Genomic DNA, 13,655 nt, shown 5'->3' on the forward strand with positions numbered 1-13,655 from the left:
AATCCCCGCGGATCCGGTTTTCATTGCCTGGATCCGCAGGGATCTTTTTCATCATATCTTTATCCCGTCATATAACAGCATTATACTTTAAACCGGTAACCAACGCCCCATATCGTCTCGATATACTGCGGCTTTGCCGTGTCGATCTCGACCTTTTCCCGGATCTTTTTGATGTGTACCGTAACCGTTGCAATGTCACCGATGGACTCCATATCCCAGATTTCCCGAAACAGTTCCTCCTTGGTAAACACATGGTTCGGATGCTCCGCAAGAAATGTAAGAAGGTCGTACTCCTTGGTCGTAAACTGTTTTTCCTCGTCGTTTACCCATACCCGTCTTGCCGTCTTGTCAATGCGGATCCCGCGGATCTCTATCACATCATTCTCCTTGACACTGCTTCCGATCAGGCGCTCATACCGCGCGAGATGTGCCTTCACGCGCGCAACCAGCTCACTCGGTGAAAACGGTTTTGTGATGTAATCATCTGCACCAAGTCCCAGTCCACGGATCTTGTCAATGTCATCTTTTTTCGCGGATACCATGAGGATCGGCGTATTCTTTATCTCGCGTATCCTGCGGCAGATCTCAAATCCGTCTATCCCCGGAAGCATCAGGTCGAGGATATACATATCAAAATCTTCTTCGAGTGCCCGCTTTAATCCGACATCTCCATTATTTTCAATCTCCACCTGAAAATCACTCAGTTCCAGATAATCCCGTTCCAGTTCCGCGATCGCTACTTCATCTTCTATGATCAAAATCTTACTCACCTGTTGGTACCTCCTGATATTTTCTGATTACAAAATACATGATCGTTCCGGTCTCTTCCTTACTGGTCGCCCAGATCTTGCCGCCATGATCCTCTATGATCTTGCGCACAATGGAAAGCCCGATGCCGCTTCCTCCCGTCGCGGAATTTCTCGACGCATCCGTGCGGTAAAAGCGGTCAAAAATGTACGGCAGATCTTTCGCCGCGATTCCCTTTCCGTTGTCCTCGATCTCCACCTGGATAAAATCTCCCACGTCCTTGATACGGATATTGATAAAGCCCTGTGGCTTGTCCAGATATTTGAGGGAATTTCCGATGATATTATGTATCACACGGGAAAGCTGCTCCGGATCCGCAATGATCACAACTGCGTCGTCCGCGTAATTGTAATAGGACAATCCGATATTACGAGATTCCAGTTCGAGCCCGATCTCCTCCACACAGTCATTGAAATAGTCCGCCACATTGATCTTTTTGAAGTTATACGGAATGCGGTTCGTATCGATCTGGGAATAAACGGTCAACTCATTGATGAGCGTCGTCATCTCGTTCGCCTTGTTATAGATCGTGCGGATATAACGGTCATGCTTCTCCGGCGTATCCGCGACTCCGTCCATAATCCCTTCCACATAGCCCTTGATCGCCGTGATCGGTGTCTTCAGGTCATGCGAGATATTGCTGATTAAGACTTTATTTTCCTTTTCATTCGCGATCTTTTCTTCCGCGTTGTCTTTGAGACGCTGCCGCATTTCCTCAAAGTTGCGGCACAGCTCTCCTACCTCATCATTGCTGTCCACATCGATCGTAAAATCAAGGTTTCCCTCCTTGATATTCTGCGTGGCAACCTCTAATTTCTTGATCGGATTGATGATCCCGCGATAGATCCACACCGACATCATCGCCGCTGTAAAGCACAGGATGAGGATGACCGAAACCACCAGATCTATGGCAAGCTGTTTGATCTCCGGCAGGATCTGCTGTACGGTCATGACCAGAAACAGACTGCCCTTCGATCCGTCCGCATAGTGGAAATCCACCTGCTTTAACAATGCCTGCACATCTCCGTCGATATAAACACCGCTGTTCTCATCCGCATCCGACTCTCCATATGCGGGAAGATCCTTCGGGAGATCCCTGGCATCCTCCGCACCCTCAAAAATAATATCCTCGTCTTTGCGCACGATAATGTAGGAATATTTTTCCTGCAGGCTGCTGTTTAACTCTTCAAGATATGAGACATCTTCGAGTTTCTCCGGCTTTCTCGCCGCGATCTTTTTTATTTTCTCAAAATCGTCCCTGGTAAAACGATTCAACAGCTGAAGGGAGTTCGTCAGATAATTATAATCCGCCCCATCTTCCAGTCCGTAAGTCTGCTCTAAATTCTTCATCTGAAAATTTTTAAATCCGAAGAGCACGACTCCCGCCAGAACCACCGGCACAAATATCATGATACAAAACGCCACAACCAGTCTTGTTTTCAGTTTCATAGGCATTTCCTCGTTGTCATTGCAAAAAAATTAAGAAGCGGCTAAACACCGCTTCTTAATTATAGCACGAAAAAGCCAAAAGCCTATAAATTTACGCACAAATATTTATAAACATTTCATAAACTCTTTTTCTTACAGATATTTCTTTAAATCTTCCACCTTATTGAGTGCTTCCCAAGGAAGGCTTAAATCATTACGTCCGAAATGGCCGTATGCTGCGGTCGGACGATAGATCGGTCTTCTTAAGTCAAGCATCTTGATGATTCCTGCCGGACGCAGGTCAAAGTTCTCACGAACGATCTCAACCAGTTTTTCGCTGGATAATTTTCCGGTTCCAAATGTATCTACATTGATGGAAGTCGGCTGTGCAACACCGATCGCATAGGATAACTGGATCTCGCATTTTTCTGCCAGTCCTGCCGCAACCAGGTTCTTTGCAACATAACGTGCCGCATATGCTGCGGAACGGTCAACCTTGGTGCAGTCCTTTCCGGAGAAAGCGCCGCCGCCGTGACGTGCCATTCCACCGTAGGTATCTACGATGATCTTACGTCCGGTCAGACCTGCGTCACCGTGCGGTCCGCCGATCACGAAACGTCCGGTCGGATTGATGAAGAACTTGGTGTCCTTATCTACCATTTCCTTCGGAAGGATCGGATCAAATACATACTTTTTGATATCCTCATGGATCTGTTCCTGTGTCACATCATCATCATGCTGGGTAGAGAGAACGACAGCCTCAAGACGAACCGGCTTTCCTGCTTCATCATATTCCACGGAAACCTGTGTCTTTCCATCCGGTCTGAGATAGCTCAATGTGCCGTCTTTTCTCACCTTGGTCAGCTGACGCGCAAGCTTGTGCGCAAGTGAGATCGGATATGGCATGAAATCTTCGGTCTCGTTTGTTGCGTAACCAAACATCATACCCTGATCTCCCGCACCGATCGCTTCGATCTGCTCATCTGACATTTTATTTTCTCTCGCTTCAAGAGCCTTATCCACGCCCATTGCGATATCCGGGGACTGCTGGTCTAACGCTACCATGACTGCACAGGTATTTCCGTCAAATCCTGTCCTGGCATCGTTGTATCCGATCTCATTTACTGTCTTTCTGACGATCGCCGGGATATCAAGATGTGCCTTTGTGGTGATCTCACCGGTTACAAGGACAAATCCGGTACAGCTTGCTGTCTCGCAGGCAACACGGCTCATCGGATCTTCCGCCATACACGCATCCAGAATGGCATCGGAAACAGCATCGCACACTTTGTCCGGATGTCCTTCTGTAACAGACTCAGAAGTAAAAAGTAATTTTTCCATTATTATTCTCCTTTTCCTGAAAATAAAAAAATCCGCCAAAAGCGGACTCGATACTAAGATAATCAAATCCTCTTATTGTTCGAACAACAGCACATCCTAATCTGCGCTGCCATAAATACTCGCTCAGGTTGGCACCTTCCGTAAAGAGGGGTTGCCGTGACTTCATCGATCCTATGTATCTCCATCACTCTGAATAAGAGAAATATGTAACAATATTGAATTTTCAAATCTCTGCCGACTACATTACACCTTTCCCCGCGCATTGTCAAGTTTTTTCTACTTCGTTTTACATTTTTTATTGACCGTTTCCCTTTAAAATAGTATATTTATCTTAAAGTAATTAAATTTTTATAAACAACATATTTTTATTTTGGGGGAGTTTATATGAACGTCAAAGAGTATTCCGTAAATGAGCTGGTTCCCGGCATGATCATAGCTGCGCCGGTCATCACCAACGCCGGTCAGATCCTGCTTGATGTCGGTGTCACGCTGACCAGACCGCTCATTGAAAAAATTGCATTTTACCAGATTCCGTCTGTGACCATAGAAGTTGTAACCGGGACGGAAGAAAAAGAACCGGAGAAAAAGGAGCCGGAGGCAAAAGAAACCGCTGAGAAAAAGGCTGATTTCTTTACACAGAATTCCCTGCTCCACTATGAGCAGAAGACTTCTACCAACGGCACCAGCCAGGCGGCCGAGCCTTCTTATTCACAGAAGGTCAAAAAAAGTGCCGCTTTCCAGAAATTCCAGGTTGATTTTTCTTTCAGTGCCAATGACTTAAAGAATATCTTTGATTCGATCGTAGCAGGGGGAGCGATCGATACCAAGGATATGTTAAAAAAGGTCACTTCTCTGTTAAAGCCTGAACAGACCACGATCGACTTTTTCGATATGCTGCACAATCTCCGTTCGGTGAATGACAGCATTTACGCGCACTGCATCAATGTATCTCTGATCTCACGCATGATCGGCATCTGGTTAAAGCTGCCGCAGGCTGACATCGATACCCTGACGATCGCAGGTCTTTTACATGATATTGGAAAGACCCAGATACCGGATGATATCTTAAACAAGAAGGAACGTCTGACGGACGAGGAATTTGCCCTGATCCGCAAGCATCCGGTCTTTGGTTATGACATTTTAAAGAAACATGAGCTCGATGTCCGCATCTTAAAGGCTACGCTGATGCACCACGAGCGCTGTGACGGCTCCGGCTATCCACTCGCTTTAAAAGAAGGCGATATCGATGATTTCGCGCTGATCGTAGCGATCGCGGATGTCTACGATGCCATGACCGCAGCTCGCATCTACCGTGCTCCGCTCTGTCCATTCGAGGTCATTGCCGAATTCGAGAAGGAAGGACTTCAGAAATACAAACCGAAATACATCCTGACGTTCTTAGAGCATATCGCGACTACTTATCAGAACAACCGTGTCATGTTAAGCAACGGCGAAAGCGCCAAGATCGTCCTCTTGAACCAGCAGGTCTTTTCCAAACCGCTTGTTCAGCTGACCGACGGTTCCTGCATCGACTTAAACCGCAGTCCGTTATACATCAAAGCGATCATTTAATCCGCATAAAATAAAGTGTGCGCTTACCGCACACTTTCGCGCGCGAGCGGTATGTTCAACATAAACTTCATCTCCGCGAGCTGCGCATCCCCGCGGAGCGTTTTTGAATCATAGGAAGGAATTTCCTATGATTTAAAAAAATCCGATGTGATCTCCCATCACATCGGATTTTTTATGTTTATGATACTTTTAATTTAAATTTCTGAATTTCCTTTTCGGAGCTTACTTTTTCGATCTGTGCCCCAAGTGACTGTAACTTCTTATCGAAATCCTCATAGCCACGCTCGATAAAATAGATATCATCCACGGTCGTGATCCCTTCCGCCGAAAGTCCGGCAATCACGAGAGCCGCTCCCGCGCGCAGATCCGGTGCGCTCACTCTGGCTCCGGTATAATTCTTCACGCCATTGATGATCGCGATATTGCTCTCTACTTTGATGTCTGCTCCCATGCGGGTCAGTTCATCAACATATTTGAAACGGTTCTCAAAGATACTCTCGGTCACCGTACTGGTTCCCTGCGCAATGCCAAGCACAACTGCCATCTGTGGCTGCATGTCTGTCGGAAATCCCGGATACGCAAGCGTTGTCACCTGTGTATGGCGAAGCGGCTTGCTTGAGACTACGCGGACCGCGTCGTCAAATTCTTCTACCTCACAGCCTGCCTCGATCAGCTTCGCAGTCGTCGCTTCCAGATGCTTCGGGATTACATTTTTTACGGTCACATCGCCTTTGGTCGCTGCCGCCGCAAACATGAAAGTACCTGCCTCGATCTGATCCGGAATGATCGAATACTCTGTCTTATGCAGCTTCTCCACACCGACGATACGGATCACGTCCGTTCCGGCGCCACGGATATTTGCGCCCATGCTGTTTAAGAAGTTGGCAACGTCAACTACATGCGGTTCTTTCGCCGCATTTTCAATGATCGTCTTTCCCTCTGCCATGGATGCCGCCATCATGATATTGATGGTCGCGCCAACAGAAACCTTATCCAGATAGATATGGGTTCCGTTTAAGGCATCCGCATGCGCGGAGATCAGTCCGTGCTGGATATCCACTTCCGCGCCAAGCGCACGAAATCCTTTGATATGCAGATCGATCGGACGGCTTCCGATATCACATCCGCCCGGCAGCGCTACTTCTGCTTTTTTGTATTTTCCGAGCAGCGCGCCTAAAAGATAATAAGACGCACGGATCTTTTTGATAAATTCATAATCTACACTCAGATCATTGATAAACGCACCATTAATCTTTACTTTATGTTTGTTGATACGCTCCACACGCGCACCGATCCCCTCGATCGCGTTCAGGAGCACATTGATATCCCGGACATTCGGGAGATTTTCTATTGTAACGGTCTCATCTGTCATAATCGCAGCTGCAAGAATCGCAAGCGCAGCATTTTTTGCTCCACCGATCTCTACTTCCCCAACTAACGGATTTCCACCTTTAATCACATACTGTTCCATTTCGCACCTCTATGCATAACATCAATCATTCAATAAACAAATTATTATAGTAGCCTATTTTTCCGTTTGTCAAGATGTTTCCCCTCATTGTTAACAAAACGTAACATAATTGTAAATTTATTATACCATATCTCAGACATCAGGAAAAGATTTACCTGCAATTTCCATCTAGTTTATATACTGGAGCGGATCCACCTGCGTTCCTCCGATAAAGATCTCGAAGTGGACATGCGGTCCTGTGGAGTGTCCGGTACTTCCGCTTTGCGCGATCGGATCTCCCTGTGAGACGCTGGTTCCTGCGGTAACCAGTGTCTTGCTGAGATGGCAGTACCTGGTCTTTCTTCCGTCCGGATGGTCAATGATGACATTGTAACCATACCCGTTGCTCCAGTCCGCATACTCTACCACTCCGTCACTGGAAGCGTAGACCGTCGTTCCGGTCGGGCATGCCCAGTCCACACCTTTGTGCATTCTGCCCCAGCGTTTTCCGAAACCAGAGGTAAATCTTCCACCGGAGAGCGGCTTTACATAGGTCGGAGGGATCTGTGTCCCCTGTTCGATCACCGCCGGTTCGGACTGCGCAAGGATCGTCTGGTGTGCCATGCTGCGCCCGGTCTCCACGCCGTCTTTATAGGTCACAAACATATTTACTTCCCTGTGTCCGGTCGTTCCTTCCTGCAGTGTGACCTGTTTTGTCGTATACCAGCTGTCGTTTCCGACGATCGTCGGATCTGCGGTATAATCTTCTTCATATACAACACCCTGCGTCTCCCATACGGACAGATCCGGTTCCGGAACCGATATCACGATCTCATCTCCGATACAGATATAGGCATTCGTGTCCGCAAATCCGTTGAGTGCCATGATCTGGGCTACCGTTGTATGATTGTCTTCCGCGATCGTGGACAGACAGTCTCCCGCCTGCACCTCATATATCTTATTCGTTTCTTCTTCTTTTGTGACTGCCTCCGCAGCCGCTGCCGGTGTTGTAAGTTCTGACTGGTTTACATAATCTGCATAAACCGTAACAGTCTCGGCAAACCCGAGATCCACAAGTCCGGTCTCGTAATTTTTTTCTCCCGGATGCGCGCACGCGTACGCCATCCTGTCTGCGTCTCCCCGGACCGCTCCCGCCAGAAGCGGGGAAGCACTGCTTTCCGTCTCACCGTTTCCTGCTGCCCCGGCATTTCCGGATGCCTCTGCCAGCTTTGCCTCAAAGGTCTCCGCGCTGTGGTCACTGTCCGCCTCGTACACTACGCTAAATTTTCCCTCCGCGTCATACGGCTGCTTGACGGTGGAAAGAAATTCACCCACATCTTCAAGCGTCGGAAAAGAAGCGGTAAACTCCCCGATATTTACCGTATAGGCGGAAGTTCCTTCCGTAACCACTTTATGTTTCAATTCCTCAAGCACACACTGTTCTGCCTCGGTTTTCGTTAAAAGCCTGGTTCCAAACGTGCGCGCTTTTCTGATCTCGATATCCGCGTCCAGACAGACATAGCCATCGGTCAGTTCATTTAACTCTCTCCGACAGGTATTCAGCATCTCTTTTTCGTCTGTCTTCTGCCCGGTCGCACCTACTACTTTATTATCTACAATTATCTCAAAATAATTCTGTCCGATACATCTTTGCTGCGCCAGCCCCACAAGCACAAGCACTGCGGCTGTTCCTGCGGCTGCGCCCGCCTGTATGTATAATTCCTTTTTCTTTTTCATCTTATGCTTCCAGTTTGTTTAACTGTTCTGTGATCTTTTCAATCGTCTGTTCCACATTCAGATTGTCTTCACATACCGTGATGTCCGCGTATTTTTCATAGAGCGGCACACGTTCCTCATAAAGTCCGCGAAGATCCTGTCCGTCTTTTAAGACAACCCCGCGTCCTTTGATATCATGCAGACGTTTCTCCAAAATGTCATAGGAAACTTTCAGGTAGACCACGGTTCCGATCTCTCTTAAATGCTGCATCGCCTCTTTGCCATAGACCACACTGCCGCCGGTGGCGATCACGGACTTTTCCACTTCGATCTGGCTGTTGACGCGGTTTTCCACCTCAATAAATCCATCTGTTCCAACTTCCGCGATGATCTCCCGGAGCAGCTTTCCTTCCTGCTGCTGGATGATGAGATCCGCATCTATAAATTCATAGCCCAGTACCTTTGCAAGCACAACTCCTGCCGTGCTTTTTCCCACTCCGGGCATTCCGATCAATACTATATTCTTCATATCTCTTATCCTCATAATCTGTTAAAAAACGACATACTTTATTTATTTTAACATAACCTTAAATTTTTTTAAAGAAAAAAAATGGATCACAGCCTGTTTTCGGCTGTGATCCTCCAAAGTGGCATTTACTGCACGCTCTCTGTTGCATTCTCTGTCGCGATCGTGTACTGGTTACCGATGAACGTTACATTCTTCCAGACCTTGTCGTTTACTTTCCACTCGGCATCTTTTTTATATCCGTCACAAACTTCCGTATAATGGTCGGACTGACGTTTTGATACGATCTCCTGCTTCTTGTTTGCTGTCGCATCCTCATCAAATTCCTTGTCCAGACGGATCACATAATACTGTCCGTCCTCGCCCTCGATCGCGCCGGATACCTGTCCTTCGCTCAGAGCATCTGCCTCCGCGATCACATTTTTATCAAAGGAATCCTCATCGGTTCCATAGGAATATGTGCTTGCTGTCAGTCCAAAGGAAACGCCCGCGTTGTCAAAATCCGCCGCTGCCGCTTCCGCAACCTGACCGGCATACGTCTTTAATTCCGCCGCCTGTTCCTCGGAGGACGGTTCCACTGCTGCCTCGGTTCCCGCATCCTCAGTGCTTTCCGCACTTTCATCCGGCAAGGTCACTTTATAATAGGAAAAGGTACGCTGTGCCGCTTCCTCATCGCTGACCTCGGTATCTACCTCCGCAATGATCGCTTCGTGCATTTTCTGCTGGATCGTATTCAACCGCAGCATCTCTGTCACGATATCCTCGGTCGCCGTCATGCGCTCGATCGCCGGCTGCTTGTTTGCTTCCATAAACTGCGCCGCCGCGTCTTTCATGGCGCTTAATTCCTCGTCTGTGATCTCCACATTATAATCTGCCATATGATCTTCTAACAGATAATCGGTCTCGATGGATTCCATCACCTGATCCTTTACCATGTCCTCCATCGTTTTTCCGTCCTCGGAGTAATCCTGGCTCCACATATTCGCTCCCATATAGGAAGAATAATACGCGTCATAAGTAACCGCCTGATACTGTGCCATAAAGTTGGCAAGTCCGAGTTTGATCTCTTTTCCGTTTAATGTCGCAACGACCGTTTCCGGGTCTACCTCTTTGCTTCCGCATCCGCCAAGCGTAAAGGACGCCGCCAGTACGCCGGTGAGCAGAAGCGCTGTCAGTCTCTTTATCTTCATGTTTCTTTTGACCTTTCTTTCCTTCTTGTTTCCTGTTACCGCTGTCACGGTTCTTTTCCAGTGTCACTCGCTTCATTATAGTGCTTTTTATTTCCACCCGCAAGTGTTTCATGTGCCCGATCCAAAAATTGCGCGATCACTTCTCCCGCGTCCTCACCCTTCTGTCTGGAGTTATAGTTTAACCGGTATACGAAATACGGCGCCTTGCTGTCCGCCGTAAAGGTCACGCGGTTTTCGTAGCTTTGAACCAGCTCCGGGATCTTTGCAGGATCTACTGCCGCCTTTTCATACAGCACAAACTTAATCTCATCGCCACGCTGCGTAACTTCCGTGAAATAACCCGCATGCGCTTTTGCTTTTAACTGCGCGATAAGAAGCAGATTGTTCACAGATCTCGGCGGCTCTCCGAAACGGTCGATCAGCTCCTCGATCATCTCGTCCTTTTCTTCCTCTGTTTCAATACCCGCGATCCGCTTGTAGATATCCAGCTTCTGATACTCGTTTGGGATATAGGAAGCCGGGATGTAGGCATCCATATCGATATCGATCGACGTGTCAAAATGTTCTTCCCCGGCGATCCCCTTCGCTTCCTTGACCGCTTCATTCAACATCTTGCAGTACAGATCGTAACCGACCGCTTCCATATGCCCGTGCTGCTCGGCTCCGAGCAGATTTCCCGCGCCACGGATCTCCAGATCCCGCATCGCGATCTTAAACCCGCTTCCGAGTTCCGTAAATTCCTTGATCGCCGCAAGACGCTTTTCCGCGATCTCCTTTAACATCTTATCCCGCTTATACATAAGGAACGCATACGCTGTCCGGTTTGAGCGCCCCACACGTCCTCTGAGCTGATAGAGCTGGGAAAGTCCGAGGTTATCCGCGTCCTGTATGATCATGGTATTTACGTTTGAAATGTCAAGTCCCGTCTCAATGATCGTGGTGGACACTAACACATCGATCTCCCCGTTGATAAACCCATACATGATGTCTTCGAGTTCTTTTTCTTTCATCTGTCCGTGCGCGAATGCGACATTTGCGTCCGGCACAAGCGACGCGATCTTCACTGCCACATCCGCAATCTGATTGACCCGGTTAAAGACGTAATAAACCTGACCGCCTCTTGCCATCTCACGCATGATCGCCTCACGCACCAGTTCTTCATTGTACTCCATGACATAAGTCTGGATCGGCATTCGATCCATCGGCGGTTCCTCTAAGACGCTCATGTCCCGGATCCCGATCAGGCTCATATGGAGCGTACGCGGGATCGGCGTTGCCGTAAGCGTCAGCACATCCACATTATTTTTTAACTGCTTGATCTTTTCCTTGTGTCCGACACCGAAACGCTGTTCCTCATCCACGATCAGCAGTCCGAGATCTTTGAACACCACATCTTTTGAGAGCACGCGGTGCGTTCCGATCACGATATCCACCATGCCTTTTTTCAGATCTTCGATCGTCTTTTTCTGTTCGCCTGCGGTACGGAAACGGCAGAGCAGATCCACACGCACCGGAAAATCTTTCATCCGCTGTGCAAAGGTATTGTAATGCTGCTGCGCAAGGATCGTGGTCGGCACCAGATAAACCACCTGTTTTCCATCCTGCACCGCCTTGAACGCTGCGCGGATCGCAACTTCCGTCTTTCCGTAGCCGACATCCCCGCAGATCAGGCGGTCCATGATCTTTTTGCTCTCCATGTCCTTTTTGGTCGCCTCGATCGCGAACTCCTGATCCTCCGTCTCCTCAAACGGGAACATTTCCTCAAATTCCCGCTGCCACACGGTATCCGGGCTGTAGACAAATCCTTCCTTTTCCTGTCTCGCGGCATAAAGTTTTACCAGATCTCCCGCGATCTCTTTTACGGCTCCACGGACTTTGGTCTTGGTACGGTTCCACTCCTGCGTGCCAAGCTGGTTTAATTTCGGCTTCTTCGCGTCCGAGCCCGCATATTTCTGGATCAGATCCAGCTGGGTTGCAAGGATATAGAGATTTCCGCCTTTCGCGTACTCGATCTTGATATAATCTTTGACCGTTTTGTCCACTTCCACTTTTTCAATTCCGCGGTAAATGCCGAGCCCGTGGTTTTCATGCACCACATAATCCCCGATGCTCAGATCACTGAAGCTCTGTATCTTTTCTCCCTCGTAGATCCGGCGTCTTTTCTTTTTCTTTTTTTCCGCGCCAAAAATATCGCTCTCGGAGATGACCACAAACTTGATCAGCGGGTATTCGTATCCCCTCTTCACCTTGCCGTAAGCCGTCATGATCTCACCCGGCTTTACTTCTCTGGAAAAATCGTCGCTGTAGTAGCTGTTTAACCCTTCTTCCATCAGATCACCCGCCAGATGCTCCGCCCTGGTCCTCGATCCGGAAAGCAGGATCACACGATAGCCTTTTTCTTTGTAGCGCTTTAAGTCTTTGACCAGAAGTTCAAAGCTGCTGTTATACGGATTGACACTTCTCGTAGAGACCGCGAAGCGCGCCTTTATCTCGAAATCTTTTTCTTTTGTCTCCAATGACGCAAGTCCCACGCATTTTCGTGATGAGAGTTCTGCCAAGATCTGTCTGCAGGTAAAGAGTGCCTTCATCTGTCCCGGCAGGATGTAGCCCTTTTCCAGACGCTGCTTCATGCTCTCGGAAAATTCCTTCTCGGTAACGTTTCCTTTTTCCACGCAGCGCTGCAGCTCATCCAAAAAGACCACCGTATCCTCTTTCTCAAAATAGGAAAGCAGTGAAACCGTCCGGTCCGTAAAATACGAAAGATACACATCCGCATCCACGCTGCCGCCGCCCTCGGTCAGTTCCTCTATAAATCCCTCGGTCGCGGTTTTCACACGGTACGCTTCCTCGGTTTTCATTTCCTGTCTGAACTGTTCCTGAACTTTTTTGCTCTCCGCGCGCAGTTTTTGGATTCCCTTTTCTCTCATTTCGCCGGAAAGGATAAATTCGCAGGCAGGATAGACCGTGATCTCATCCAGATTTTCGATCATGCGCTGGCTCTCCACATCAAAGTTGCGCAAAGAGTCCACCTCATCGCCCCAGAGCTCCATACGCAGCGGATTTTCCTCCGTGAACGGATAGATATCAAGGATCCCGCCCCGGACCGCAAATTCTCCCGCCGCCTCAACCTGATAACCGCGCACATATCCCATCTCTACAAGCTCTTTTTCCAGTTCCTGCAGATTTACCGTGTCTCCGATCTTAAATTTTTTGACTGCCGCGGTAAAGCTTTTTGGCTCTGCCATCTCATTCATCAGCGCGTCAAATGTGGTAAACACCGTGACCCCGGTCTGCTCGGAAACCGCTTTTAATGTGCGGATGCGCTCCTGCGTCAGCAGATTCCCGTGGATGTCCGCCTGATAAAACAGGATGTCTTTTGCAGGAAAATATACCGCTTCTTTTTCAAAGAAACGGTATTCCTCACACAGCTCTTTTGCTTTCTGTTCACTCGCCGCGACCACGATCCGGTTTTTCATTCCGCTTCCGGCGCCATAGATCAGATGCGGTTTTTCCGCATCGATACAGCCGGAAACCGCAAAAAATCCGGAATCCTTTTTTAACGATTCTATGAGATCTGAATAATCTTTTAATTCCTCTAATGGCTTTTTAAAGGTATCCATCATTT

At 48.3% G+C, this 13,655-nt stretch carries 9 protein-coding genes and 1 riboswitch; of the genes, 1 reads left to right on the forward strand and 8 read right to left on the reverse strand.

Going from position 1 to position 13,655, the window contains the following annotated elements:
- Positions 1-80: 80 nt before the first annotated feature.
- The 3 genes from H8Z76_RS05535 to metK form a co-directional block, all read right to left on the reverse strand.
- Positions 81-770, reverse strand: coding sequence for a response regulator transcription factor (locus H8Z76_RS05535; protein WP_022515439.1), 690 nt, complete (start codon positions 768-770; stop codon positions 81-83).
- Complete coding sequence (locus tag H8Z76_RS05540) at positions 763-2,256, reverse strand: sensor histidine kinase (RefSeq protein WP_022515440.1); 1,494 nt, start codon at positions 2,254-2,256, stop codon at positions 763-765. The genes H8Z76_RS05535 and H8Z76_RS05540 overlap by 8 nt, the downstream gene beginning before the upstream one ends.
- A gap of 132 nt (positions 2,257-2,388) precedes the next feature.
- The gene (gene metK, locus H8Z76_RS05545; protein ID WP_022515441.1) at positions 2,389-3,576 is read right to left on the reverse strand and encodes a methionine adenosyltransferase; all 1,188 of its coding nucleotides are present in this window, start codon (positions 3,574-3,576) and stop codon (positions 2,389-2,391) included.
- 93 nt (positions 3,577-3,669) lie between these two features.
- A riboswitch (SAM riboswitch) is annotated at positions 3,670-3,776 on the reverse strand.
- Positions 3,777-3,960: 184 nt separating this feature from the next.
- Here metK and H8Z76_RS05550 point away from each other — a divergent pair.
- On the forward strand, positions 3,961-5,148 hold the full coding sequence (locus H8Z76_RS05550; protein ID WP_186981902.1) for an HD-GYP domain-containing protein: 1,188 nt from the start codon (positions 3,961-3,963) through the stop codon (positions 5,146-5,148).
- A gap of 178 nt (positions 5,149-5,326) precedes the next feature.
- Here H8Z76_RS05550 and H8Z76_RS05555 read toward each other — a convergent pair whose 3' ends face one another.
- The 5 genes from H8Z76_RS05555 to mfd all read right to left on the reverse strand — a co-directional run bounded on the left by H8Z76_RS05555 (position 5,327) and on the right by mfd (position 13,650).
- Positions 5,327-6,619, reverse strand: coding sequence for a UDP-N-acetylglucosamine 1-carboxyvinyltransferase (locus tag H8Z76_RS05555; RefSeq protein WP_147618217.1), 1,293 nt, complete (start codon positions 6,617-6,619; stop codon positions 5,327-5,329).
- Positions 6,620-6,787: 168 nt separating this feature from the next.
- Entirely contained in the window at positions 6,788-8,335 is a 1,548-nt protein-coding gene (locus tag H8Z76_RS05560; RefSeq protein WP_186981903.1) for a M23 family metallopeptidase, read from the reverse strand.
- A 1-nt stretch (position 8,336) separates the two neighbouring features.
- A complete protein-coding gene (locus tag H8Z76_RS05565; RefSeq protein WP_022515445.1) occupies positions 8,337-8,843 on the reverse strand; it encodes a shikimate kinase in 507 nt (168 codons plus the stop codon).
- A 125-nt stretch (positions 8,844-8,968) separates the two neighbouring features.
- Complete coding sequence (locus H8Z76_RS05570) at positions 8,969-10,030, reverse strand: SurA N-terminal domain-containing protein (RefSeq protein ID WP_186981904.1); 1,062 nt, start codon at positions 10,028-10,030, stop codon at positions 8,969-8,971.
- Between the two features lie 44 nt (positions 10,031-10,074).
- Positions 10,075-13,650, reverse strand: coding sequence for a transcription-repair coupling factor (gene mfd / locus H8Z76_RS05575; RefSeq protein ID WP_186982005.1), 3,576 nt, complete (start codon positions 13,648-13,650; stop codon positions 10,075-10,077).
- Positions 13,651-13,655 lie beyond the last annotated feature (5 nt).

The organism is Roseburia yibonii (assembly GCF_014297335.1).
In the GTDB taxonomy this organism is placed as follows: Bacteria; Bacillota; Clostridia; order Lachnospirales; family Lachnospiraceae; genus Roseburia_D; species Roseburia_D yibonii.